This is a genomic window from Bauldia sp., assembly GCF_965232525.1.
Lineage (GTDB): Bacteria > Pseudomonadota > Alphaproteobacteria > Rhizobiales > Kaistiaceae > Bauldia.
On record NZ_OZ246980.1, the window covers coordinates 454,938 to 480,335 of the forward strand.

Sequence of the window (25,398 nt, forward strand, 5' to 3'; positions counted from 1 at the left end):
CCGGCCATCCACGTCTTGGCGACGGGGTGCGCCTCCCCGATCTGCGGTGTTCGCGTGGATGCCCGGATCAAGTCCGGGCATGACGTCCGCGAGCATGGTGCCAGTGACTGCGACGCCGATGTGAAACAGGCCCCCCGCCTCGCGCCGGAAGACATCGGCTTGCCCCTTCCCTCGCGACGCAAGGGGGGAGAGGGGTTTTGTCGCACGGCGACATCCGCAGAGGGATGCCATGAGGGAAAAGGGACGATCCCGCTCCCGCGTGCCCATCATACCGGACCTCCGTCTCTCGCCGCTCATTTCCGCTTCCGCGGGAACGAGTGGTCGGGGTGTGGTACGTGCTTCGAGGCTTCGCTCCGCGAAGCTCCTCAGCATGAGGGAAGGCACAGGTGGTTGGCGTATCGACTTGGAACGCGAACATCATCGGCCTCATCTTGAGGTGCGAGGGCATAGCCCGAGCCTCGAAAGACGCAGTGCGTTCCCGCAAGCCACTCCATCTTGCACCAATCCATCAAGACAAGCCGGAGGACGACGATGGTGGGTGACGACAGGGTGGTGGTGCTGCCGTCCGAAACCGCCTCCGTCGTCATGGCCGGGCTTGCCCCGGCCATCCACGTCTTGGCGACGGGGTGCGCCTCCCCGATCTGCGGTGTTCGCGTGGATGCCCGGATCAAGTCCGGGCATGACCTCAGCGAGCATGGTGCCAGTGACTGCGACGCCGATGTGAAACAGGCCCCCCCGCCTCGCGCCGGAAGACGTCGGCTTGCCCCTTCCCTTGCGACGCAAGGGGGGAGAGGGGTCTTGGCGCACGGCGACATCCGCAGAGGAATCCCATGAGGGAAAAGAGATGGTCCCGCTCCCGCGCCCCATCATGCCGGACCTCCGCCTCTCGCCGCACATTCCCGCGGACGCGGGAATCCAGAACGACAGCGTTCGTGTGATCTGAAGGACTGGGTCCCCACCTCCGTGGGGACGATCGGTGGGAGTGTGGTGCGTCCCTTCGATCACGTCGGGGCAGGCTTCGCAGGAACGGGCGGTGGCGTTTCCTCTCCCCTTGTGGGAGAGGATAGCGAGGCTTGGCGGCGGAGCCGGCTTAGCCGAGCTTGGTGAGGGGTGTTGGCGGTGCCGACCAAGCGCCAAAGGGTCTCACCCCTCACCCGGTTTGCCTAAGCTCGTACCTCGCCAAGCCAAACCTGCCCCCCGATCGAGCCGGGGGCAGGCTCTCTCCCACCAGGGGAGAGGGAGGGCTGCGCCCATGTCGCGTTCGGAAAAGTGGCGACGCAGATCGCCCGTCCGTCGCTACCCGTCGCCGGCGGATACGACGCCGGCGAGCAGCGCCATGCGGACCAGGTCGGACAGGCTGCCGGCCTCCATCTTGCTCATGACGTTGGCGCGGTAGACCTCGACCGTTCGCGGGCTGATGCCGAGATCGAAGGCGATGGTCTTGTTGGGCAGGCCGGTGACCAGCCCGTCGAGCACTTGCCGTTCGCGCTGGGAGAGGGTCGATAGCCGGGCAACCACATCTGCTTTGCCGGCTTCGTTCTTCGCCCGTCGCGCCTCCTCGCGCAGCGCCGCCTCGATCGCGGCAACGATCGTCGCATCGTCGAACGGCTTCTCGATGAAGTCGAAGGCGCCGAGCTTCATCGCCTCGACCGCCAGCGGCACATCGCCATGACCGGTGATGACGATGACCGGCACGTCGATGCCGGCTTGCTTGAGCCCGGCCAGCAGCTCCGTTCCCGTCATCTCCGGCATCCGCACGTCGGTGACCACGCACCCGGTCATGCCCGCCGATGCCTTGTGGAGAAGAGCAGCGGCCGAGTCGAAGGCGAGCACCGTCTGGCCAGCGGTCTCGAGCAGGAACGACAGGGAGTCGCGGACGTTCTCGTCGTCGTCGACGATGTGGACAATCGGATCAGTCGTCATCTTCGCTATCGAGTTGGGGGTCGAGCCCCGCGGTCGGCAATGTGAAGCGGAATGTCGTTCCGACCCCAAGCTCGGTCTCGACCGAGATGGTTCCGCCATGCGCGGTCACGATGGTTCGTGAAATCGACAGGCCAACCCCCATGCCATTCGCCTTGGTCGTCATGAACGGGGTGAACAGGTTCTCGGCGACATCCGGCGTGATACCCGGCCCGGTATCGGTCACCCTGACCTCGACCAAATGGCTATCGGGCACCCGCTCGGCCGCTACGGTCAGCAGCTTTTCCGCCGAGTCCGCCTCGCTCATCGCCTCGATCGCGTTGCGAACCAGGTTGAGCAACACCTGCTCGATCTGAACCCGATCCGCCAGGACGTGGTTGACGTCGGGCGCGACATCGAAGTGCACGTGCACGCCGCGCTCCTTCGCGCCTACGAGAGCCAGCGCGGTGGACTCCTCGATCAGCTTGGCCAGACTCTCGGCGCGTTTCTCGCTTTCGCCGCGGCTGACGAATTCGCGCAGCCGCCGGATGATCTGCCCGGCGCGCAACGCCTGATCGCCGGCCTTGTCGAGCGCGTCGCGCAGCTTGCCGGCCGCCGGATCACTACTCTTCTCCAACAGCCGCCGCGAGCCGCTGATGTAGTTGGTGATCGCCGACAAGGGCTGGTTGATCTCGTGGGCAAGCGTGGACGCCATCTCGCCCATGGCCGTGAGACGGGAGATGTGCACCAGTTCCGACTGCAGCTCCTGCAGCCGCATCTCGGTCGCCTGGCGTTCGGTCAGGTCGCGCACGAATCCGGTGAAGTAGCGCACATCGCCGGAGCGCATTTCGCCGACCGCAAGCTCCATCGGAAACGTCGACCCGTCGGCACGTTGGCCGGCGACGATCCGGCCGATGCCGATGATCCGGCGTTCGCCGGTTTTCAGGTAGCGTTCGATGTAACCCTGGTGCTCCTCACGATACGGCGACGGCATGAGGATGTTGACGTTCTCGCCAATGGCCTCGTCCGCGGTGATACCGAAAAGGCGCTCGGCGGCGCGACTGAACGATTGGATGACGCCGGTCTCGTCGATCACCACGGTCGCGTCCGGCACCGTCTCGAGAACCGACTTCAGGTGCGCCTCGCGGGCGATCAGGTCGTTGGCAAATGCCTCGATTTCGGCCCGGAACCGGTGTTGCCGTTCGCCCATGGTGGCGATGCCGCCGCCGAGGAATGTGAACACCAGGGCCTTGATGATATCGACCTGGCCACCGGAGACATTGGCGATGACGAAGGCGGCGATCAGCGTCAGGGTGACGGCGAGCAAGCCCGGACCGAGGCCGCCATAAGCCGCCGAGATGAGCACCGCGACGGTCGCGAACAGGAAGAGCGACGGCTCCCCGGCGCTGCCGCAGATCGACGCGCAGGCCAGGATGGCGACAGCGACGGTGACGAAGGGGAGGCCGTAACGAAGCAGCGCCGGACCGGCCGCCGGCAAGCGGGGGGCCGTCGGCCAAACGCGACTCCGTTCTTCAACCTGCGCCATCGCGGTCCTTCGCGCCATCTACGGGATTTCCCGTAGGGAAGTTACCCGAATTCAAGAGCGGCACGGCTGAGCTTAAATCTTTCTAAGGTGAAGTCGAGGAAGGGGAACCGATCCGCCATGTTGCATCAGGAATCACTCCACAGTGCGTATCAGCCGAACAGCGCTCATCAGCCGATTTCGGTCAGCCGCCCGCCGCAACCAGCGGAAACGGCCCAGAAGCCCCTGCCCGCAGCGCTCACGAAGACCGGCGTGCAACATCGCTACAGCCGCAACTCCGAGATTTATGGCGAAGGCGAGCCGATCGAGAACGTCTATCTGGTCGTATCCGGTGCGGTTCGGACTTACAAGCTGCTGAGCGACGGGCGCCGCCAGATCGGCGACTTCCACATCCAGGGCGATGTCTTCGGCCTCGAGGTCGGCGACGAGCGGCAGTTCACCGCAGAGGCGATCGCCGACTCGGTGGTGATCGTCGCCAGCCGCAGCGCGGTGGTATCGATGGCCTCATCCGACGCCGCGCTTGCCAGCGCGCTCTGGAACCACACCGCCAAGGACCTGAAACGAGCGCAGGACCACCTGCTCCTCCTCGGCCGCAAACGGGCCCAGGAACGGGTCGCGACCTTCCTCCTCGACATGGCCGGGCGCAACCGCGCCGACATCGTCGTCGAGTTGCCGATGTCGCGACAGGATATCGCCGACTACCTCGGGCTGACCATCGAAACCGTGTCGCGGACGCTGACCCGGCTCGAAGACGACGCGGCGATCGAAATCCCAAGCTCGCGGCGCATCGTGCTCTCCGACAAGCGGGCGCTGAGGCGGCTGAACGCCTGAGCCGCGCTGGGTTTCGGGCGCCGCACGAGCGGCGGCGCCACAAGGCAAGTGCCAGAATCTCGTTGACTGGCACAGGGGCTTTTCCTACTCCGGGTGAAAACACCGTTCACCCCGAGGAGAGGAAAAGGACCCAACATGCTCAAGCTCATCGGACTGTCTCTGACGGCCTGCGTCGCCATGACCGGCGTCGCTTTCGCCGACTGCCACTGGCTGCCCGAGCGGCCCGTGACCTATGTGGTGCCGTGGGGTGCCGGCGGCGGCACCGACGCCAATTCGCGCATGTTGGCGAGCCTGCTCGAGAAGGAAATGGGGCAGCCGTTCAACGTGGTGAACCGCACCGGCGGCAACGGCGTGGTCGGCCACTCGGCGATCGCCACCGCGGAGCCGGACGGCTACACGGTGGGCGCGGCGACGGTGGAAATCACCACCATGCACCATGCCGGCCTCACCGAACTCAACCAGGACAACATCACCCCGATCGCGCTGGTCGACGTGGTGCCGTCGAGCGTATTGGTTGCCGCCGACTCCCAGTTCAACTCGCTGGGCGAGCTGCTTGACTACGCCAAGGCCAATCCCGGCGAACTGACCGGCTCGGGCACCGCGCAGGGTGGCATCTGGCACCTGGCGCTGGCCGGCCTGCTCAACGCCGAAGGCATCGATCCAGCCGCGATCCGCTGGGTTCCCTCTGACGGCGCGGCCTCGGCGATGCAGGAACTGATCGCCGGCGGTGTCGACGTCGCCACCCCGGCGCTGTCGGAAGGCAAGGCGCTGGTGGAGTCAGGCGAACTGAAGGCGCTCGCCTACATGCACGATTCGCCGATGGCGGCGCTGCCGGACGTGCCGACCACCAAGGACGCGCTCGACAGCGGCTGGACACTCGCCGCGTTCATCAGCATCTCCGGCCCCGAGGGCCTGCCGGACGCGATCGCCTGCGCCTACGAGAAGGCGGCGCTCGCCGCGTTCGACACCCAGGAATGGGCCGACTTCAAGGCTTCGCGCGGCGCCGACGTGGTCAAGATGGGTCGTGAGGATCTCGCCGACATGATGGCGACCACCTCCGACAATCTCGGCGCCACCATGCAGGCGATCGGCATCGCCCAGTAAACCGGTCCGCGGGGTGGCGGCGATGCTCGCCGCCCCGCCACCAAAGGCGCCCGGCCGGTGAAATTCAATGACCTGGTGCTTGGCGCCATCCTCATCGTGTTCGGCGCGGTCGTCGTCGTCCATGTCGGGACCTTCCCCGAGATGGGCGGGATGGAGTACGGCCCGGCCTTCTTCCCCCGGCTGATCGGCGTTGCCTTCATCCTGATCGGTGGAGCGATGGCGATCGGCGGGATCGCCGCCCGGCGAAGTGGTGGCGCGCCAGTGACGCTGCCGGCGTGGGGACGCGATCCGGTCGCCATTCTGCGCGTGGTGGCGGTGATCGGCGCAATCGTCCTGTTCGTGCTGCTCGCGCCGGTGCTCGGCTTCCTGCTCACCACTGGCGTGCTGACGCTGGCACTCCTCCTGATCATGGGCGCCCGCTGGATCATCGCGGTGCCGCTGGCGCTGATCCTGCCGATCGGCCTCCACTACGGCTTCGCGGTGGCGCTTCGGGTGCCGCTGCCGCGCGGGCTGATCGAACAGACCTTCATGTGAGCTCGATGGTCGAGGTCTTTCAGCTCGTTTTCCAATGGGAGGTGCTGTCGGTCATCGTACTGGCCGCCTGCTACGGGCTATTCGTCGGATCGGTCCCCGGTCTGACGGCGACCATGTCAGTCGCGCTCTTGGTGCCGATCACCTTCTTCCTCGATCCGGTGCCGGCGGTGGCGGCGATCGCGACCGCTGCGGCGACCGCCATCTTCGCCGGCGACATTCCCGGCGCGCTCCTCCGCATCCCCGGTACGCCGGCCTCGGCCGCCTATGTCGACGAAGCGTTCGCGCTGACCCAGAAAGGCATGGCCGAGCGCGGCCTGGCGACCAGCCTGGTCACCGCCAGCCTCGGCGGCCTGATCGGCGTCGGATTGCTGACCATCTTCGCCCAGCAGCTGGCGGCGGTGGCGGTGAAATTCTCATCGGTCGAATATTTCTGGCTCGGCTGCCTCGGCCTGACATCGGCGGTCGCGGTGTCGAGCGCATCGCTGCTGCGCGGCGCCACGTCACTATTCATCGGGCTGTTCATCTCGACGGTCGGCATCGACATCGCCACCGGCCATCCGCGCTTCACCTTCGGCGAGATGAACCTGCTCGACGGCGTTTCCTTCATCCCGGCGATGATCGGGATGTTCGCGCTGAGCCAGGTGATCCGCACCGTCGCCACCGATCTCGACAGCGTCGTGCCCAAGGCCAAGATCGGCGGCCTGGTGTCGGAGATGATCAATGTGGTGCGCCGCTACTGGCGCAACATCATCCGCTCATCGGTGCTCGGCAACGTGCTCGGCGCCCTGCCCGGCGCCGGCGCCGACATCGCGGCCTGGGTCGCCTACGCGCTCTCCAAGCGGTTTTCGAAGACACCGGAGAAATACGGCACCGGCCACGCCGAAGGTATCGCCGACGCCGGTGCGGCCAACAACTCGGCCGTCGCCGGCGCCTGGACCCCGGCGCTGGTGTTCGGCATTCCCGGCGACACTGTCACCGCGATCGCCATCGGCGTCCTGATGCTGAAAGGCATCACACCGAGCCCGCGAGTGTTCGTCACCGACGGGCAACTGGTCTACGCGATCTTCCTCGCCTTCGCGCTCGCCAACCTGATCCTGCTGCCGCTTGGCATCATCGCCATTCGCGCCGCCCGCTTCGCCATCGCGATCCCCAAGCGCGTGCTGATGCCGCTGATCCTGATCTTCTGCATCATCGGCTCCTACGCGGTCGACAACACCCTGTTCTCGGTGTGGATCATGCTGGTGCTTGGCCTCCTCGCCTATCTGATGGAGGAGAACGGAATACCGATCGCGCCGGCGATCCTCGGCATCGTTCTCGGCAAGATCATCGAGAAGAACTTCCTGATCACCATGATCAAGACCCAAGGCGATCCGCTCGGGTTTTTCGACCGACCCGTCGCCGGCGTTCTCGGAGTTATCACCCTCGGCATCTGGATCTACCTGATCGGCTCCGGGATCTACGCCGCCGTGCGCAAGCCCAAAGACGCCGAGGCCTGATACAGGCGTGGATATGGCGAGGCTCGGCGGCGGAGTCGGTTTAGCCGAGCTTGGTGAGGGGTGTTGGCGGAACCGACGACTCGTCAACGTCCAAACCCCTCACCCGGTTTGCCTAAGCTCGTCCCTCGCCAAGGCAAAACCTGCCCCCCGATCGCGTCGGGGGCAGGCTCTCTCCCGCCGGGAGAGGGCGTCCGACGTCACCGCCACGCACTTGCCAAATCGCAAACGTTACGTCTCGGTTCGTCGATCGAGCGTCGCCACAATCCGCGCGACAACGCCATCCGTGTCACGCATGACCTCGTGGTTCCAGAAACGAACCACCAGATACCCCGCGGCTTCGAGAACCGCCGTACGCTCCCGATCGGCCTCCACCAGTGCTCCGTGGTGATAGCCGTCAACCTCGACGATCAACCGAGCGCCCTCCGAGACGAAGTCGACAACGAAGCGGCCGATCGGCACTTGCCGCCTGAACTTTGCGCCACGGAGTTTCCGATTGCGCAAATGAAACCAGAGGCGCTGTTCGGCCGGCGTCATAGTCCGCCGCAGACGTCACGCCGTCGTCACCGAACGCCGCTTCAGGTTTGACACGCCGCTCCAGCTCCAGTTCGTTGTCCGTTTCCGATAAGCTCAAGACCGCGCCGAAGCAAATCTCGCGGGGAGCAGCAGCGCCCCTCTCCCGGCGGGAGAGGGCTTGCGGCGTCGGCGGTGCAGGGCGCGAGCGCCATCCTCCTCTCCCCTCGCGAGAGGGAGCCGGCGAGTAGGTTTTCGGCGCCACCACCATGATCAAGGTTTCGCACTGGTTCGCCGGCAAAGAAAAGGCACCGCCGCCGCCAGCATCGCTCCGTTGACAAGCCGCTGAAGCTGCCGTTTTTTCGCCTACGGTCCAGTCTATGGCAGGCGCCAAGGCGGGAAACACATCGACGACTTCAGTGGAGAACACGATGAAAACAAATCGTTATTCTGGACTCGGCGTAGCAACTCTCACCGCGGCGGTCTTCGCGGTCCTTCCCGCCAGCGCGGAAATCAGTACGGAATTCGTCGTCGGCGGTTCACCCGCCGCGGAAGGCGCCTGGCCCTGGCAGGTGCGCCTGCTCGACACCCGCGACCCCAATTCCGGTTTCTGCGGCGGTTCGCTGATCGACCCGCAATGGGTTCTCACCGCCGCCCACTGTCTGGTGGTCGGCGACGGGATCGTCGAGCGTGTCGTGGTCGGCCACGGCAGCATCTACCAGAGCAAGCTGAAAATGGTCGACGGCGCGATGATCATCGTTCATCCCGACTATCTGACCGACAATCACGCCGATCTCGCACTCATCAAGCTCGCCGAGCCGATCACCGGCGCCGCGACGATCGGCATCGCCGATCCGACCGCCGAGAGCGCGCTGATCAGCCCCGGCACCAAGCTGACGGTCACCGGCTGGGGGGCGTTGTGGGATTTCGAGGGCTTCGAGGAGGCGCTCTATTCGCGGAGCGGACGGCCCGAGGTCAATACCCGCGCCCTGCTCTCGGCCAATGCGCTGATGTCGCCGGAGCAGCTTCACGAGGTGGAGGTCGAGGTGATCGACACCGAGGAGTGCCGGGCCGCCTACGAGGCCTACGGCCAAGCCACCGGCGCCGGGTTCTCGATCGCACGGACGGAAATCTGCGCCGGCAGCCCGAGCGGCGCCAAGGACTCTTGCTACGGTGACAGCGGGGGACCGCTGGTGGTCAGGGCCGACACCCCGCAAGGCTACCTCCAGGTCGGCGTGGTGAGTTGGGGGAGCCAGTGCGGCAACCCGGTCCTGCCCGGTGTCTACAATCGCATCTCGCGCTTCACCGACTGGGTCGGCGCACAGATGGCCAACAACTAGCCGGCCACCGAACGGTGTGTCATGGCGGGCGCCCGAACGCGGCGCCCGCGCTTCACGACAACCCGAGAATCTCGCGGCTCAGGTCTTCGTCGATGGTGACGAGGAATGGCCGTTCGCGGTCGGCGACACGCTGGCGGACGGCGTCCAATTCATCGTCGGCGAGCGCCAGAGCCGCGAGCCTCTCATTGGCTAGATCCGAGTCCGCCAGGCGGCCCGCATCCTCGAAGAGCCGGGCCGCGACGCTGAGGTGAACGGCTTCGGTCACGCGATCGGGCGCCATCTCCGCCAGGTCGATGTGGGCCTCCGGGACATCGAACGTCGCAGCCTTGCCCGTGAGCCAGGCCAGCACGTCCTGGTGCTGGTTAGCGCGGAGAAGCGCGGCCAGATCGGGATAGGCGTAGGCGAGGCTCAGCGCTGAGAAGGTCGTCAACAAATCGGTCGGCGCGACGACATCGATATCGGCCGCGCGAACCAACAGCGCCAGGTTGCCGTAGGCAATCGGCAGGCCGGCCTCGGCTGCCGGGAGCACCAGGGCAAGGACCCCGTTCAGATCGGCCCGGTCGGACTTGGCAAGCGCCCGAGCGCGACTGAAGAGCTCGCGCGGCGTATCGCCGGTACACGCCTCGAAGATCGCTTCGACATCGATGTCTGCCTGGCGCACCGGGGGCGCTGTCCGGCCGACATCGTCGGGATGGGCCGCGACGCTGTCGCACGTCGTCGCCGGTCTGTTCGAACCGTCAACGACACCTAATACCGCGCCGGCTCGGGCCGCCGTCAGCCCCCAGTGAATGTCACCCAGTGCGTCGAGGCTCCAGCCGGTATCAGCACCGATCAGACCACGCGCAGCCGCTTCAACACGCAGGTCTTCGCGCTCCTTTGCCAGTTCGAGCAAAGTTGAAGCAAGTTCGGCGAAGCGAGCCCTATCGAAGTCCCCGTCCGGCAATCTGTCGGCCTCCGCGAAAGCCGGGTCGGCGCGTAGCCGCACCATTGCCCGTTCCAGCGCGCGCACAGCGCCATCGAATGCCAAGCGTTGCCGATACTCCGACAGATCGACGACTTGGGGGTCACCGCGCGTGGGCGTGGACGCTTCCATGGCCTTGTCGAGTAGGGTGAGCACATCGTCCAATGGAGCGGTGTCGATCGCCGCCGCATAAGCACTGCCGAGGACGAAGCGGTCCCACAATGGCAATTGGGGTACCGGACTCGCCGCCTCGAAGTCGACGATCGCCGCGGCAAGCCATCTATCGAACTGTGACGAATCGATATCCGGGAAACCCCGGTCCTCCAGCGTGCTCATCCAGAAGCGGACCCGGCCGCGCAGCGCCAGCCAGCGCGATCGATCGCTCACGTCGCCCTGGTTGATCATCGCGGTCAGGAAGGCTTCGGCTGTCTGCAGCTCGTCGAGGAACGCCACGGCGCTGGTTTCGACGATCGACTGCTGCCGGCTCTCCCAATCGTAGTCGAGGAAATCAAAGCTGAGCGCAGCGAGGCCTGTGAGGTCGACCGTCGTCGGGTCAGCCGCCGCAAGCGTCCGCAGAGCGTCGCGGGCGATGCTCCTGAGTTCGGTGCTGCGGGTGATCGGCTCCGCCCGGTCGATATCGATCAACGCGAGGATCGTCACCGCGGTCAGCGTGTCGGCACCGGCGACACCCGTGTCGCGGAGCTTGTCGCCAACCTCCCGCAGGGCATCGATCCGGCCGAGCAGGCCGGATCGCGCCGATAGCGTGTTCGGCGCCTCGGTGAGAAGCTGCAGCACACGCCGATAATGCACCGCTGCGCGGCCCGGGTCGCCGGCAACCAGCGCATCGGCAAGGGCTTCCTCGACGAGTGCCTGCAAGATCGGCCGACCTTCCGCCGCGGGATCGGTCGCCGCGATGGTGTCGAGCCAGCCGGAAAGGCCCGCCAGAGCGGCGATCCGCTCGTCGTTGGTCGGCGGCGTCAGAGGCGATCCGTCAACGCCCGGTTCGCCGGCGACCAGCCGGGCGAAGACCGCTGCGACCCGGTCGTCGGCGAGCACCCGCGCCAGGGCCGCCCGGCGTGCCGCCACCATCGGCGGGATCTCAGCGCCGGCAAAGCGGAACAACTGCTCCGCCCGGGCATAGTGGTAGAGCGCATCGGCGAGGGTAGCCGGATCGAGGTCGCCGCGCTCCAGCACCGCCGCCCGATGCCAGTGATCGAAGGGGTCGCCGGACGCCGTTGGCAGATCGACATCGCCGCCCGGCGCGCCACGCGCTACGTCCTCGACGACGGCGCGGCCGAGAATGCGGCCCTGCCACGGCGCATAGCGGTCGAGGAGATCGGCGGCCAAGGGTGCCTTCCCCGCGATCTCGCTGGTCAAGAGGGCCGCGGCGTAGGGGTCGATGTCGGCGGCGGCGAGCAACGCGAGGGCGCGGGCGCGGTTCTCCTCGTCAAGCGCATCGGCGATCGCCGCACCGGCGGCTGTTCCGCGGCAAACCCGCCCGACCGTATCGAACAACGGCGTGACGTTGTCGCCGCCCTCGGCGCGGGCGGCCACCGCGATCGCCGCCTCGCAGGCACCCGCCGTGTCATCGCCCATCGCGCCGCCGGCGCGGGCGTTCAGCATTTCGAACGCGGGGCGGAACTCGCTCGCCGCGTCGTCGTCGCGGTACTCGCCGCGCAGCGTCGTCAGGCCGAGCAACACCTTGTCGTCGGGCAGCGGCGCCGACGGGGCGAACACCTCGGCGCCGAAGGCGGTCGATACCAGTTCGCCGTTGGCGAGCCGGCCGGCCAGCGTCTCCCACGGCACGGCGTAAAGGGGTACCAGGCGGTTGTCGTCGAAGGTGAAGACCATCGAGCGCAGCCAGTACCCGCCGGCATCCCCGGCGTTTGCGACGACCGTGTCGTTGGCCGCCGCCAGGCTCATGGCGCCGAAGCTCGACAGGCCAGTCTCGACGCTATGTTCGAGCCCGACTTCGCCATCGGCGATACGACGGACTTCGATGGCACCGTCGGTGGTCGCCAGTGCCAGGGTGCGGTCGCCGAGGCCGATCACATCGGCGATGGTGTTGCTCGTGAAGACGCCGATCGCCAGCGCTTCGCGCCCGTTCGGGCCGCCGAGGGTGAGGGCGGCGAGGCCGTTGTCGCCCCAGAGATAAACGACCGCGGCCGCCGGGTCGGAGCGGAAACCGATGACGTCGCCGACCGCCTGCAGGACCGCGTCGTCGATGACGATCGGGTGAAACGCGGACGAGGCGCGCTCAGTCCCGGCGCCGGTGTCGGACCGCGCGATCCGCCAGAACGCGCCGTCGGCATCGCGGCCGAGAAACGCGGCGCCGTCGGTGTCGAGCGGGACCAATGCCAACAACGTATCCACCCGGCGGCCGCTGCCGTCGCTCGCCAGATTGGCGATCCAGCGCGGCGCGCGGCCATCGCCGAGGAACACGTGCTGTCCGTAGTTGGACGCGGCGAGCAGGGTCTCACCGTTCGGCGCGAGCGCCGCCGCAAGGATGCGGCAGGACCCCAGCCGCTGGTCGGGGGTCGCCGGGCAGCGCACGGCGCGCGGGGTCAAGGTCTCGTCGACGGTGAAGTCGCCGACATCGGGTGTGTAGCGACGCACGCTGATTTCCGCGTCGCCCAGTTCGCCGTCCTCGGTCTCGGGCCGGACGACTTCGGCCACCTGGAACACGTCGCCGGCAATCCGCGAGGCGACAACGGTCTCGTCTTCGTTGAAGGCGCCGGCGAGGCGGGAAATCAGCCGCGCCTGGAACAGGCGATCGACGTGACGGGTGGTGAGTTCGGTCGGATAGGCTGTGCCGGTCGCGGCCAGAACGCCGAGCCCGGAGGCGAGACCCTCCTGCCCCCACGCCTGCGGATCGAAGGGCACGACCGTGTCCGACCACATGCCGTCGGAGCGGGCGAGGCGCAGCACCGCGAGATCGTTGAGGACCCAGGCCACGTCTTCGGCATCGTCGTCATTACTAACGGTAGAGAAGACGATCTCGATCACCGGATCGACCCCGGCGATGCTGTAGAGCTGGTCGAGCCGCATGCGGTTGGGCGCGTCGCCGCTCCACAAAATCGCGCCGTCGACGCGGTCGACCAGCAGCAGGCACGTTGGCTCGGCGGCGAGCGGATTGGCGACCGTCCCAGCTGCCGGGTCGAAGCAGTCGTCGGCCACAACGCTGGCGACGATGTAGCGCTCGTCGACGGTGAGCCGTGCGTCGGCAACCCGACCGAGGCCGTCATAGACGACCGGGTCGGCACCCAGATCGAACGCGGTGACGGCGCCATCGACGACGACGAAGACCACGTCGGCGAACACGCCGGCGATCGCCGTGCGCGGGGTGCTGATCGCTGGTTCGCCTAAATCGATGTCGACGACCTTGGTCCACGAACTCCAGCCGGAACCGGTGCGTTCGACGATCAGGAGGCGAGGCAGGATCTGGTTGGTTCCGAACGCCTCGGCATAGGTGATGTAGAGCCGGGCGCCGACCGGGTCGTAGTAAACGTCATCGATGCGTTCGATCTCGCCGCCGATCGAGTCGGTGTAGCGCGTGAAGGTACCGTCGGCGCCAAAGGCCGCCCAGAGGTGGCCGTCGATGGCGGCGAGCACCGCGGCTGGAATGTCGGGTCCGATCACCGCGGCGGCGACGGGCGTCTGCTCATAAGATGTGGCGATGTCCGGCAACGGATAGCGGGCGACGATCCGGCCGATCGGATCGAGGATCCGCAGGAACCGGGAACCCGGCGACCAGGTCGCGATCGCGGTCAGTCCCGGACCACCGGGCGGATCGGTCCACGTGCTGCTGTCGCCGAGATCGAGCGCCGGCGCCGGGATGGTGGCCCTGGCGAGCTCCGCCTGTAGCGCCAGGGCCGGGCGCAGCAGTTCGACCGCCGCCTGGTTCTCGATCGTCGCCTCGGCGGGATCGGCGACATAGGCGGCCTCGGCGACCCGCGCCAGCAGGCTGCCGGCTCGCGCGGCATCCGCCGGCGTCTGGTCAATGGCGGTGTGCCAGGCATTGACGCGGCTTTCCAGTTGCTGCGCCAGCAACCGCGCGTTGGCCCGCGCCGCCTCGGCCTGGGCAATGCGCGCCGCTTCCGCCGAGCGTTCCGCCGCCTCCCGCGCCTGCTCGGCTTCCTCCCGCTGGCGTTCGGCGAGATCGGCCTGCTCCGCGGCTTCAGCCTGGGCGGCACGAGCCGTTTCTGCTGATTGTTCCGCTGCTTCGCGCGCCCGCTCGGCCTCGACACGTTCCTGCTCGGCGCGCGCCCGCTCCTCGTTGGCGATCGTGGCCTGCTGTTCGGCGCGCTCGCGTTCCTGATCGGCCAGTTCGCTCTGACGCTCGGCCTCCTGCCGCTGCTGTTCGGCCTCCTCGCGGGCCTGGTCGGCGATCGTCGCCTGCTGGGTGGCGATCTCCGCCTGCTGATTGGCCTCCAGCCACAGATAGACAGCCGTCCCGGCACCAAGGACGACGAGCACCGTGGCGACGGCAAGCGCCCCGCTCAGCCGCTTGAAGCGGGTACCGCTGCGCGCCTGCTCGCGCGCCTCGATCAAGCGCCGCTGGTCGGCGGCCTCCCGTTCCTTGCGTTCGGTCTCGGCCCGGCGGCTCTCGTCGAGAAATTGCCGGGCCTCGGCATAGCGGTTGCCGTAGCGTGCGGCCCAGGCTTCGGTCGGCTTGGCCCGCTCCCACCAGGCAACCTGATTGTCGAGATCGAGGCCGGTGAGCAGGCCGCCGGTGCCGGCCGCGTAGCGCTCGGCCCGCGACAGAAGCTGGCTCCAGGCTTCGGCCGACTGCGCCTCCTCGTCGAGGCACCGGGACAACCGCCGCCACTGCCGGATCAGGCTTTCGTGGGAGATGTCGATGATCGTGTCGTCGGTGATCGCCTCCGGCCGCCCCGGCGTGAGGAAGTTGACGCCCGGCGCCCGGAATGCCTCGACCACGGCCATGACCGCATCGCGGCGACCATCGGCGAGGTCCACCAGCTCGCCGAAACTGGTCGGGCGGCGTACCGCATCGGCAACGGTCTTGCCGGTGACCAGCCCGCGGAAGACGATATCGATGACATCGGCATCAGCTGTATCGATATGCGATGCCACGTCCTCGGCGTGACGATCGAGGGCACCGGCAAGCGCGCCGGCCTCCTCGTAATCCTTGAGGGTGAGGACGATGCTGCCGTCCTGATCGCCGCGCTCGCGCGCCCGCTGCCATAGCAGGTTGAGGACGTGCTGCATCAGGGGCAGCTGGTCGGCGCGCCGGCCAAGACGCCGGCCCTGATCGTGACCCGTCTCCGCTTCCCACGGCGCGAACTCGGTGAGATCGTTGAGCAGACTGTTGACCAGACCGTCTTCGATCGAGAACCCGCAGACCTCGGCCGGTCCGACGATCGCCTGGTCGCATTCCTCGCGGGTCATGCGGGGGGTCAGGTAGAGGCCGCGATTGATGACCTCCGGCAAGCCCTCGATCAGCGTGCAGGCGCCGAGATACTCCGAGCGCATGGTGATCGCGACATAGATCGGCAGCCGCTCCTCGCGCGCCGCCTCGATCAGCAGGGCGACGAAGGCCTCCGCTTCCTCACGGCCGGAGTAGTCCTGATAACGAAACAATTCCTCGAACTGATCGACGAGAACCAGGAGATTGGCGCCCTCGGACAGATGCCCGGCCTCGTACCACTCGACCAGCGACCGGGGGCCACGCCGCAGGAACGACGACAGGACCTCGATCTCGCCTTCGTCGGGCTCGGCGATGCCTTGCAGGCCCAGAAGCGCGACGGCCAGCGAGCGGATCGGATGCCCACGCGGCCTGAGATCGGCGATCTGCCAATCGGACCCGGCCGAGGCGAGAAAGCCGAGCTCCAGCGCGTTGAGCAGGCCGGTGCGAACCAGCGAGGACTTACCGCTGCCGGAGGTGCCGAGCACGGCGAGAAAGTGGGTCGCCGCGAGCGTGTCGACCATCTCGTCGACGCAGTTCTCACGGCCGAAGAAAAGGTCGAACTCCCCGCGCAGGAACGGCCGCAGACCGGGATAGGCGATGCGCCCCGCGGCCGTGTCGTTCATGAGGCGAGTTCCAACACCACGCTGTCGACGACTTCAGGGGAGAGCCCGGCACGACAGTCGATCTCGTCGACCCCGGGCAGCGCAATGCCGAGCGATGGCTTCTCGGCCGGCGGGCAGTTGAGGATCTTGAACACGCGCGGCGGCTTCTCGCGCTGCCGCTTCAGCTTGTTGTAGAGCATGATCTGATTGCGCACCCAGAAACTCTTGGCCGCGCCATAGATCAGCAGCACCGCTCCGCATTCGCGCCAGCTCCGCTCCAGGTCCTGCCGCACGTCCTTGGCGTCGCCATGGGGCTGAGACAGCATCACCGGCACGTCCTGGCCGCGGATTTTCTCGAACAGGGTCTCGGCCACTGGCTGATCGGAGAGATCGGCATTGATGAAGATCGGTGCGTCGCCGAAATCCTCTTCGGCTTCTGGCGGGGCCGGCGGTGGCTCGGTCGCCAGCTTACGCACATTCGCCTTGAACGACTCGAAGCCGATGGCCGCGACCTTCTCGCCGAACAACAGGGTCCGGTGGTTCTCGTCGCTGACGGCATCGTCGGCGATATCCGGCGAGCGCCACTGCAGGATTTTGACGCCGGCTTCCTCGGCCAGCCGATACTGGGCGGCGAGGTAGCCTTCCGGCATGTCCCGCGGCCGGCGGCCAGCGGTGGTGCCGAGCAACTGGACGAACAGGGCGCTCCTGCCGAGGTCCTCGGCGACAGCCGCCTGGAAATTGGCGGAGCCCTGAGGATAGAAGTCGGTCGGCAGATTAGGGATACCGCACTGGTCGAGATAGCTGACCATCTGCTCCCGCTCGGCCTCGAGGTCCTCGGTGACCTGGGCGACCAAGACGGTCTTGGCATCGGGATCCTTGTCGACCGCCGGGCTCGCCGGAACGCTTGCCGCGGGGGCGGCCGCGGGTCGCGCCGACTGCTTGTGCATCGCGACGAGCTGGCTGCGGATCTGCTCGGCAAGCTTCTGCAGAAGGACGTAGTAAAGATCGCTGTTGAGCCGCTGGGTGACGGTCAACGGAATGTCGTCGGCCGGGTCGCGCTGCCAGAAGTTGATCCGGTAATAGTCATCGAGAGGATCGGGGTAGCGATCGCCGGAATCGAGCGGCAGCCGCTCGATCGCGAACAGGCGGCGCGGCTCCCCGGCGGTTTCGACGAAGGTCGACAGTTCGTCCCGGGTCCACTGGCGATTGATGTAGCTTGGCGAACCGATCGCCAGGAACACCGCCGAGCCACGAACATTGTCGAGGATCTCCTCGAGGTGATGATTGGCGCGCAGCCGCTTCGAATCGAAGAAGATGCGAACCTCGTCGGCCCGGCCGAGCCGCTGCTTCAGCGCAATGCCGAGATACTTGGCAAGCTTGTCGACCCAGGCGTCGCCGAACACGTCGACCTCGTTGTCGGCGTGAGCGTAGCTGATGAAGACGTCGTTCTCGAAGCCGGGCACGAACGCCATGGCCAACCCGATTCTGTTCCGTCGGTCCGAGCCACTTAACCGGCCGCAGCCTAACCGAAATCGCCGGGTTCGCAAACATCGCCGAGGTTGCCTCAGGTGGCGGGAAAACGGCTGAAGTCCGGCGGTTTCGACACGTTCCGGCCCTCGTGAGGCCGCGATTTGTGGCTTTACTTGCCGCCATGGCGGGATAGACCTTAACGGCAAACCGGAGCCGTTCCGATGGACTACCGCCTTACGATCGAACCCATCGACACGCTCACACTCGAACCTGGCCCCTCCGGCGGCGAGACCGATAACGGCGCGATCGCCTTCGAAGCCGGCCGGGACGAGGTGATTTTCGGCCGCGAACCGACATCGGATGTCGTGTTCCCGCCCACATTGCGGATCGTCAGCCGTCGGCATTTCCGATTGTATCGACAGGTGTCGGGCCACTACGCGATCGAAGTGTTCGGCGACCGCTATGTCGAGGTCAACGGCGCGCCGGCCCGCAGCGGCGAGGCGATCTCCGACGGTGACGTGATCCGCCTCGGGAGCCGCGACGGACCGGCCTTTCGGGTGCGACTGACCGCGGAGGCGCCGGCCTCCGATCTGGAAAAGACACTGACCCAGGTAAAGGTGGCGAGCACCGGCGCCCAGTTCAAACGGCTGCGCCGGGTGGTGGCGGCCGTGGTCGTCGCCATCGTCGTGGTCGGCGTCGGCGCCTACGTGCTGATCGACCGGCAAGGCGAGCGCCTCGACGCGCTGGCGACCCTGCAGCAGGACATCGAGGCGCGGGTCGCGTCAGCGTTCGACGAGACCACCATCGATGCGATCCGCGGCGCGACCTATGCGGTGGTCGCCGAAGCCCGCGACGGAACCCGCACTCTGCTCGGCACGGCATGGCCGGTCGGCGACGGCAAAGTCGCGACCAACGCCCATGTCGCCGCGGCGTTCGATCCGAACGGCGGGCGTGTTCTCCGGGTGGTTCATCCCGGCGGCGGCGAATCCCACACCGTCACCGGCGCCTGGGTCCATCCCGGCTATGCCGCGCTCAAGGATTTTCGCGCCGGCGACGGCCGCGCCGATCCGGACTTCCGCGCCGCCTTCGAGGGCCTGCCGCAGCCGTCCGGCTTCGACGTCGCCATCCTCGATGTCGACCGGCCGGACGCGCTCCACGCACCGCTGTCGCTCGCCACGGCCGACGACCTCAAGGACTTCGGCCCGGGCGAACGGCTCGCCTATGCCGGCTACCCGATCGAGGGCACCACGGCGGAGCGGGCGGCCGCCGAAACGCCGGAGCCGCTGGTCAAGTTCGGCTACGCCAGTTCGCTCACCGACTTCTTCCTGTTCGCCACCGATCCCGGCCGCGCCTATCTCGTCCGCCACTCCATCCCGGCGACCGGGGGCGCCAGCGGCAGCCCAATCTTCAACGAAGACGGCCGGGTGGTCGCGGTGCTCTCCGGCGGGACGGTGTTCGACGCCGGCGGCGTGCGCCAGCCGAGCGCGGTGCTGGAAAACTACGCCCAGCGGGTCGACCTGCTCGAGGCCGGGCTGGGCGGCGCCGGCTTCGATGTGGTGGGCGCGGTGACGCGCTGGAAGACGGAGGTGCTGCCCCGGTTCCGCCGCCATCGCCAGCAGATCTATTGCGACACCGCCGGAGCGCTGCAGGCGGCGACCGGTGGTGCGATCGCCGAGGCGTTGCGGCTCGCCGCGTCGCTCAAGGACCCCGACACCACCGCGGCCGGGCCCATCGCCTATCGCGAGCACAGCGTCGATGTCACCGCAGGACAGCGCTACGGATTTCTCGCCTACGGCGAGGCCGGGCGGCCGGTATCGGTGCTCCTCATGCGCGACGGCAAGCCCCTCGGCTTCGCCGGCACCGGATCGTCGTTCGCCACCATCGACTATCCGTCCGAGGCGGCCGAGCAGCTCACCGTCCGGATTCTCGGCGAGAAGGACGCACCGGTCGACTACGAGCTGTTCGTGCTGACCAACGGCAGCGCGGGCGGCCAGGCGTTCGACTGCGCCGGCTGAGGCAAGGGTCAGGCCCGTGCCGCGGCGTCGAGGGCGTCGGCGACGGCATCGAGGTCTACCGCGCGTCGCGTGACATCCGGGTCGGTCATGACGGCGATCATGCCGGCGAGCGTATCGTCCGATCCGCCGGACCGCCGGCGGCCGAGACGGCCGAGCCAGCCGCCGCCGGAGTCGCTGTCGTCATCGGCGGTGAGTTCGGCGATGATCCGGCCGAGGGCGAAGACATCCTCCCGTCCGAACCAGCGCGGATCGGTAGCATCGCCGCGCAACTGCTCCGGCGGTGCATAGGATTCTGTCCCCAGGCCGGCTACCGCATCGGCCTGGCCCTTCAGCCGCGCCAGACCGAGATCGATCAGGACGGGTTGGGCGCCGCCGCGGAGAATCACATTACCGGGTTTGAGATCGCGGTGGGCGAGCCCGTGTTTATGGAGCGCTGCGACGGTACGGGTCAGACCGGCCGCGATGCGGAAACGGCGGGCGCGGTCGAGGGTCCCGTCCCTCAGGCTCTCGCGCAGGGTCGGGCCGGCTATATAGTCCTGGACCAGGGTGACGGTACCGTCGGCACCCATGTGGACGTAGCGGGTGCGGGCGACGAAGCGGTTGGGCAGCCGCGCCGCCGACGCAGCTTCGTTGCGGACCGTCGCCATCGCGACACCGGCCGCTTCCGGGTCGTCTTCCAGGCTCGCCCGCAGGCGCTTGATCGCCACCTCCTCGCCGGTGTCGAGGTCGATCGCCCGCTGCACCGCGCCGAAGCCGCCGGAGCCGAGCGATTCCAGCACCAGGAATCGGCCGCTGCCGCCGGTGGCGCCGACCTGATCCTCCGGCGACAGCTCCGCGATCCGATCGGGCCGCCACAGGCCGACCGCCGCAGCCCGGACCCGGTCGGCCATCGCCGGGAGCTGACGCCCCTCGGCCCGGCGCAGCGCCTCGACGATGCAGGCTTCGGCCTCCGGCCGGCGGTCGAGGCGGACAAGCAGTTCGGCGAGTAGGATGCGCGCGTCGAACTCATGGCGGGGAAGATCGTCGTCGACGAAGCGGTCGAGGGCGCCGTCGACCAGGATCGCCGCCTGTTCCGGATCGGAGTCCCGCAGGAGAAAGCCGACCGCCAGATCCCGTTCGGCCCGCTCATAGGACTGGGGATCGTCGGTGAGAAACGCGTCGGCAGCTGTTACAGCGATAGCGGCTTCCTCGGGTCGACCCAGCGCCGCGAGGCAGCGGGACTGGACCAGGCGCAGGACGAAATGATCGCGTCGGAACCGGGCGGGAACGTCAGCGATCGCCGCCTCCACGGCCGCAAGGCATGTATCATGGCGGCCTAGTGCGGCGAGCGCCTCGCAACGGTTGACCGGCAGCCGGGCGCGATCCCGATCGCTCAGCACATCGGCACGCGCCAACGCGACCTCACATGCCGCCAATGCCGACTCGTAGCGGCCAGTCTCGAGGTTGAGGCGGCCGAAGTCGGCGACCGCCGCAGCCGTCTCCGTCGCATCGCCATCGGCGGCGATCACCGACCGAAAAAGTTCCAGCGCTGCCGGCGCGGTCTCGCCGCGCCATGCATGCACCCGGGCGATTTCTCGGGAGACGGCGGCGAGGCGCTCTGCCGACCCGATGCGGTCAGCGAGACGTCGGGCGGCCTGCAGGGCGGCAAGGGCCGCACCTGGCAAGCCGAGGCGATTGAGTACCACGCCCCGCGCCAGTCCGTAACGGACGGAGCGGTCGTCCTCCCCCGCTTCCAGATGGGCGATCGTGTCGAGGGTCGACAGGAGCGCCCCGGGGTCTTTCAGCGCAGCGATGCCCGCCTCCGTCGCCGTCAGCGTTTCCAGGTCGGTGTCCGCCATCTCTCCCGTCGCACCGGTTGCGTGTCACGCCAAGCCCTTGATAAACCCCATTCGCCGATAAGTCGCCGGTGTCGGGCGCGGGAGGTGGGACAAGGCTCTTGACCGCGAAGATAACGCCGGTGCTGCTGTCGGGCGGCGCGGGAACGCGCCTGTGGCCGGCATCAAGCGTCGGCGTGCCGAAGCCGTTCCTGCCGCTCTTTCACGGTCGATCGACTTTCGCGGCGACGCTCGCGCGAGTCTCCGACCCAGCCCTCTTCGCCGCGCCGATGGTTGTGGCGAGAACCGAGCACCGGCCACTGATCGACAGGGAGATGGCCGCCGCAGGGATGGGCGCCACCCTCGTTCTCGAGCCCGAGGCGATGAGCACGACCGCGGCCATCGCCGCCGCGGCGACGGTTGCCGCGGAACAGGAGCCCGACGTCCTGCTCCTCTTTCTGGCCGCGGATCATCTGATCGGAAACGATGCCGGCTTCCACGACGCGGTCAACGCCGCCCAGCCGGCAGCGGAAGCAGGCCGGATCGTCGTGTTCGGCATCGCCCCGGACGGTCCCCACACCGGCTATGGCTATATCCGCCCCGGCGGACCGCTCGACGGTTCGGACGCGGTTTCAACCGTCGCCGCGTTTGTCGAGAAGCCACCGCTTGATCGGGCCAAGGCGTTGCTCGCCGAAGGCTGCCTTTGGAACAGCGGCAATTTCTTCATGCGTGCCGACACCGCGCTCGCCGAGATCAACCGGTTCGCGCCAGTGACCGCAAAGGCCGCCAGCGCCGCCGTCGCGGCAGCCGAGCGCTGGGGCGACGCGATCCTGTTGGCGCACGAGCCGTTCGTGACCGCGGAACCGATCGCCTTCGACCATGCCGTTCTCGAGAAAACCGAGAAAACCGCCGTCGTCGCCGCGCACTTCGACTGGGCCGACGTCGGAACGTGGCAGTCGATCTGGGAGGCCTCCGATCGCGATCCGGCCGGAAACGTCACCGATGGGGCGACAGCCCTGATCGACGTGCGCGAAAGCCTGGTGACCACCGACGGACCCAAGATCGGCGCGATCGGCTTGTCGGAGATCGCTGTCGTCGCAGCCAATGGTTCTGTTCTCGTCGCGCCGCGGGCCCGAGCCGGCGAGGTCCGCGCCCTCGCCGAGGCGGTCGCCGAGACGGAGGCCAATGCCGTGGAGCCGGCGGTCGAGACGATCGTAGACGGCCCGAGTTACCGGGTGATGCGACTGCGGATCGCGCCGCAGGGACGACTTGAACGCCCGGCGTCCGGGCACACTGCCCATTGGGCCGCAGTCAAAGGCAATGTTGAGCTGGCAATCAAACGCAACTTCCGCCCACTCCCCCAGGGGCAATCCCTCACCGTGCTGCGCGGTTCGAGGGTCGAGGTCCGCAATCCCGGCGCAGCGACCGCAACAGTCATTGTCATCATGCAGCGCGACAATCGCGACGAAGCTGATATCGTGACGCTGGCCGACACCGCCACACCAGCGACGACCGGGCGAGGGAGAGCATGAGCAAAGCATCGAAGCACGCCGGCAAAGGCAGCAGGGCACGAGGGAAGAGCGCCGCCAACGGCAAGTCGAAGCTGAACGGCAAGCGCGCCGCAAATGGGAAGGGGGCTTCGAACGGCGCCGGACAACTCGCCGGGCTCGACATGTCGAAGCGGCTCGATCCGGAGAAGTACCAGCGCGACCTGGAGAAGCTCCAGACCAAGATGCGGCAGGTCCAGCAGGCCTATCTGTTTTCCGGTAACGAAGCGGTCATCGTCTTCGAGGGCTGGGACGCCGCCGGCAAGGGCGGCACGATCCGCCTGATGTCGGCGGTTCTCGATCCGCGCGGGTTCAAGGTCTGGCCGATCGCGGCGCCCCGCCACTACCATCAGGAACGACACTATCTCCTGCGGTTCTGGGAGCGGCTGCCCCCCAAGGGGGCGATCTCGGTGTTCGATCGCTCGTGGTACGGACGCGTTCTGGTCGAGCGGGTCGAGGGGTTCGCCACCAAGGCCGAATGGGGCCGGGCCTATGACGAGATCAACGATTTCGAGCGGCTGCTCACCGACGACAGCATGCGTGTCATCAAGCTGTTCCTCCACATCACCCCGGACGAGCAGCTCCGCCGGTTCGAGGCGCGCCTGCGCAATCCAATGAAACGGTGGAAGCTCTCCTACGAGGACTTTCGCAACCGCAAGAAATGGGACGCCTACGAAGCCGCCACCAACGACATGCTGGCGCGAACCTCGACCAAGCGGGCGCCCTGGCACGTCATTCCCGCCAACGACAAGAAGTACGCGCGTGTCCGGGCGCTGAAGATCATCACCGACACGTTGTCGAAGGGCGTCGATCTTCGGCCGGCGCCGATCGACGGCAAAGTGGAGCAGGAAGCGGCGGTGTTGTTCGAGTCGTACAAGTCCCTGATCGAAAGCACGGCCGGACGGTCAGAGTAGCGGACCCGAACCGATGGCCGACGCGATGTCCGTGACGAGCCGCTGGTGGATTCTGGCGGCGATGGGCTTGATCCTCGGGGTCATCCTGCTCGACGAGACGGTTCTCGGCGTTGCTCTGCCGACCATCCAGACCGATCTCGCGACGTCGGAACTGATGTCGCACTGGGTGGTCAACATCTACCTGCTGGTGCTCGCCGGCGTCGCGGCGGCGGCCGGCAAGTTCGGCGACATCGTCGGCCACAAGATCCTGATGGTCGTCGGCCTGGCGATTTTCGGCCTGGCATCGCTCGCCTCGGGCTTCGCCGAGAGCGGCGCATGGCTGGTGGTGACGCGGGGGATCCAGGGTCTCGGCGCGGCAATCATCTTTCCCTCGTCGCTCGCCATGGTGACCCTGGCGTTTCCACCATCGCAACACGGTATGGCGCTCGGTATCTACGGGGCGGTCGGCACGACCTTCCTCGCCCTCGGGCCGTTCGTCGGCGGGCTGCTCACCGAGGTCGCGTCGTGGCGCTGGATCTTCTGGATCAATCCGCCGATCGTGGTGATCATCGCCGCCATCGTGCTCGTCCGCTGGCGCGATCCGGCCGGGGCGGTGAGCGGCGGTCGCGTCGATGGGGTGGGGGCGGGTCTTCTGGTCGGCGGACTGTCCGCGATCGTCTTCTCGATCATGCAGGCGCCCGAGTGGGGCTGGACTAACCCGGCGATTCTGGCTCTGCTGATCGCCGGCATCGTCATCATGGTCGTCTTCACCGTTTTCGAATTGCGAAAGCGGGCGCCGCTCATCGATGTCGAGCTGTTCGCCAACCCGACCTTTACCGGCTGCAATCTTGCGATCTTCGCCGCTCAGTACAGCAAGATGGCGGTGTTCATCTTCACGGCCATGTACTTTCAGGACGTGCTCGGCATGGACCCGATCCACGCCGGGCTGGCACTGCTGCCGGCGGTCGCGCCGCAGGTGATCACCGCGCCGCTCGCCGGCATGGCAGCGGATCGCTTCGGCGCCCGCTGGCCGACGCTGCTGGCGCTCGCCGGTACGGTGCTCGGCTTCGTTATCTTCTCCCTCGGGGTCGATGCCGGCAGCAGCTACATCTGGCTGTTCCCCGGGGTCCTGCTCTGGGGACTGACCACCGCGTTTCTGTTCGTGCCGCCGCAGCGCGCGGTGATGGGCGCCGTTCCGCCGGCCAAGCAGGGCCAGGCCGGCGGCATCGTCATGAGCGCTCAGTTGCTCGGCGGCACCCTGGGGATGGCGGTGTGCAGCACGCTGTTTGCGACGACCGGGGGCTTCGACGCCGTGTTCTGGAGTACGGCCGGGCTCAACCTGATCATCCTCATCGTCGGCTGGCTGACGATCGAGCGGTCGGCCCCGCGCGCGCCTGTCCCGGCCTGAGCG

15 protein-coding genes are annotated in these 25,398 nt (G+C 67.5%); 9 read left to right on the forward strand and 6 right to left on the reverse strand.

The features are described 5' to 3' along the window. Positions 1 to 1,296 precede the first annotated feature (1,296 nt). Positions 1,297 to 1,923, reverse strand: coding sequence for a response regulator FixJ (gene fixJ / locus ACO076_RS02135; protein WP_421725092.1), 627 nt, complete (start codon positions 1,921 to 1,923; stop codon positions 1,297 to 1,299). Beyond that, a complete protein-coding gene (locus tag ACO076_RS02140) occupies positions 1,913 to 3,463 on the reverse strand; it encodes a PAS domain S-box protein (RefSeq protein ID WP_421725093.1) in 1,551 nt (516 codons plus the stop codon). The genes fixJ and ACO076_RS02140 overlap by 11 nt, the downstream gene beginning before the upstream one ends. 99 nt (positions 3,464 to 3,562) lie before the next feature. On the opposite strand from ACO076_RS02140, the gene ACO076_RS02145 reads away from it, so the two are divergent. The 4 genes from ACO076_RS02145 (at position 3,563) to ACO076_RS02160 (ending at position 7,407) form a co-directional block, all read left to right on the forward strand. Continuing rightward, the gene (locus tag ACO076_RS02145) at positions 3,563 to 4,273 is read left to right on the forward strand and encodes a helix-turn-helix domain-containing protein (protein ID WP_421725094.1); all 711 of its coding nucleotides are present in this window, start codon (positions 3,563 to 3,565) and stop codon (positions 4,271 to 4,273) included. A 135-nt stretch (positions 4,274 to 4,408) separates the two neighbouring features. Then, positions 4,409 to 5,377, forward strand: coding sequence for a tripartite tricarboxylate transporter substrate binding protein (locus ACO076_RS02150; RefSeq protein ID WP_421725095.1), 969 nt, complete (start codon positions 4,409 to 4,411; stop codon positions 5,375 to 5,377). Between the two features lie 57 nt (positions 5,378 to 5,434). Next, positions 5,435 to 5,911: a tripartite tricarboxylate transporter TctB family protein gene (locus ACO076_RS02155; RefSeq protein ID WP_421725096.1), complete on the forward strand. Its 477-nt coding sequence runs from the start codon at positions 5,435 to 5,437 to the stop codon at positions 5,909 to 5,911. A gap of 5 nt (positions 5,912 to 5,916) precedes the next feature. After that, a complete protein-coding gene (locus ACO076_RS02160) occupies positions 5,917 to 7,407 on the forward strand; it encodes a tripartite tricarboxylate transporter permease (protein ID WP_421725097.1) in 1,491 nt (496 codons plus the stop codon). A gap of 228 nt (positions 7,408 to 7,635) precedes the next feature. On the opposite strand, the gene ACO076_RS02165 is transcribed toward ACO076_RS02160, so the two are convergent. Then, a complete protein-coding gene (locus tag ACO076_RS02165; protein ID WP_421726650.1) occupies positions 7,636 to 7,953 on the reverse strand; it encodes an endonuclease domain-containing protein in 318 nt (105 codons plus the stop codon). Between the two features lie 395 nt (positions 7,954 to 8,348). Between ACO076_RS02165 and ACO076_RS02170 the strand changes: the two genes are divergently transcribed. Continuing rightward, complete coding sequence (locus ACO076_RS02170) at positions 8,349 to 9,257, forward strand: S1 family peptidase (protein ID WP_421725098.1); 909 nt, start codon at positions 8,349 to 8,351, stop codon at positions 9,255 to 9,257. 52 nt (positions 9,258 to 9,309) lie between these two features. Here the strand turns inward: ACO076_RS02170 and ACO076_RS02175 are convergent, their stop codons facing one another. Together ACO076_RS02175 and ACO076_RS02180 are read right to left on the reverse strand one after the other, a co-directional pair. Further along, on the reverse strand, positions 9,310 to 16,269 hold the full coding sequence (locus ACO076_RS02175; RefSeq protein ID WP_421725099.1) for a hypothetical protein: 6,960 nt from the start codon (positions 16,267 to 16,269) through the stop codon (positions 9,310 to 9,312). Next, positions 16,266 to 17,720: a toll/interleukin-1 receptor domain-containing protein gene (locus ACO076_RS02180; RefSeq protein ID WP_421725100.1), complete on the reverse strand. Its 1,455-nt coding sequence runs from the start codon at positions 17,718 to 17,720 to the stop codon at positions 16,266 to 16,268. The genes ACO076_RS02175 and ACO076_RS02180 overlap by 4 nt, the downstream gene beginning before the upstream one ends. Positions 17,721 to 17,939: 219 nt before the next feature. Here ACO076_RS02180 and ACO076_RS02185 point away from each other — a divergent pair, with 219 nt between their 5' ends. After that, complete coding sequence (locus tag ACO076_RS02185; RefSeq protein WP_421725101.1) at positions 17,940 to 19,733, forward strand: trypsin-like peptidase domain-containing protein; 1,794 nt, start codon at positions 17,940 to 17,942, stop codon at positions 19,731 to 19,733. An 8-nt stretch (positions 19,734 to 19,741) separates the two neighbouring features. Here the strand turns inward: ACO076_RS02185 and ACO076_RS02190 are convergent, their stop codons facing one another. After that, the gene (locus ACO076_RS02190; protein ID WP_421725102.1) at positions 19,742 to 21,571 is read right to left on the reverse strand and encodes a protein kinase domain-containing protein; all 1,830 of its coding nucleotides are present in this window, start codon (positions 21,569 to 21,571) and stop codon (positions 19,742 to 19,744) included. Between the two features lie 98 nt (positions 21,572 to 21,669). On the opposite strand from ACO076_RS02190, the gene ACO076_RS02195 reads away from it, so the two are divergent. Genes ACO076_RS02195 through ACO076_RS02205 form a run of 3 tightly spaced genes read left to right on the forward strand, consistent with a single transcriptional unit; the run spans position 21,670 to position 25,395 of the window. Beyond that, positions 21,670 to 23,079, forward strand: coding sequence for a mannose-1-phosphate guanylyltransferase (locus tag ACO076_RS02195; RefSeq protein ID WP_421725103.1), 1,410 nt, complete (start codon positions 21,670 to 21,672; stop codon positions 23,077 to 23,079). Then, positions 23,076 to 24,008, forward strand: coding sequence for a polyphosphate kinase 2 family protein (locus tag ACO076_RS02200; RefSeq protein WP_421725104.1), 933 nt, complete (start codon positions 23,076 to 23,078; stop codon positions 24,006 to 24,008). The genes ACO076_RS02195 and ACO076_RS02200 overlap by 4 nt, the downstream gene beginning before the upstream one ends. Positions 24,009 to 24,021: 13 nt before the next feature. Beyond that, positions 24,022 to 25,395 carry an MFS transporter gene (locus ACO076_RS02205; RefSeq protein WP_421725105.1) on the forward strand — a complete coding sequence of 458 codons (1,374 nt, stop codon included), beginning with the start codon at positions 24,022 to 24,024 and terminating at the stop codon, positions 25,393 to 25,395. The last annotated feature ends 3 nt before the right edge of the window (positions 25,396 to 25,398 follow it).

Coding starts and splice junctions, on each gene's coding strand:
- ACO076_RS02160 (WP_421725097.1), top strand. CDS start 5,917: ATGGTCGAGGTCTTTCAGCTCGTTTTCCAATGGGAGGTGCTGTCGGTC.
- ACO076_RS02185 (WP_421725101.1), top strand. CDS start 17,940: ATGGACTACCGCCTTACGATCGAACCCATCGACACGCTCACACTCGAA.
- ACO076_RS02145 (WP_421725094.1), top strand. CDS start 3,563: ATGTTGCATCAGGAATCACTCCACAGTGCGTATCAGCCGAACAGCGCT.
- ACO076_RS02200 (WP_421725104.1), top strand. CDS start 23,076: ATGAGCAAAGCATCGAAGCACGCCGGCAAAGGCAGCAGGGCACGAGGG.
- ACO076_RS02180 (WP_421725100.1), bottom strand. CDS start 17,720: ATGGCGTTCGTGCCCGGCTTCGAGAACGACGTCTTCATCAGCTACGCT.
- ACO076_RS02205 (WP_421725105.1), top strand. CDS start 24,022: ATGGCCGACGCGATGTCCGTGACGAGCCGCTGGTGGATTCTGGCGGCG.
- ACO076_RS02175 (WP_421725099.1), bottom strand. CDS start 16,269: ATGAACGACACGGCCGCGGGGCGCATCGCCTATCCCGGTCTGCGGCCG.
- ACO076_RS02140 (WP_421725093.1), bottom strand. CDS start 3,463: ATGGCGCGAAGGACCGCGATGGCGCAGGTTGAAGAACGGAGTCGCGTT.
- ACO076_RS02170 (WP_421725098.1), top strand. CDS start 8,349: ATGAAAACAAATCGTTATTCTGGACTCGGCGTAGCAACTCTCACCGCG.
- ACO076_RS02150 (WP_421725095.1), top strand. CDS start 4,409: ATGCTCAAGCTCATCGGACTGTCTCTGACGGCCTGCGTCGCCATGACC.
- ACO076_RS02190 (WP_421725102.1), bottom strand. CDS start 21,571: ATGGCGGACACCGACCTGGAAACGCTGACGGCGACGGAGGCGGGCATC.
- fixJ (WP_421725092.1), bottom strand. CDS start 1,923: ATGACGACTGATCCGATTGTCCACATCGTCGACGACGACGAGAACGTC.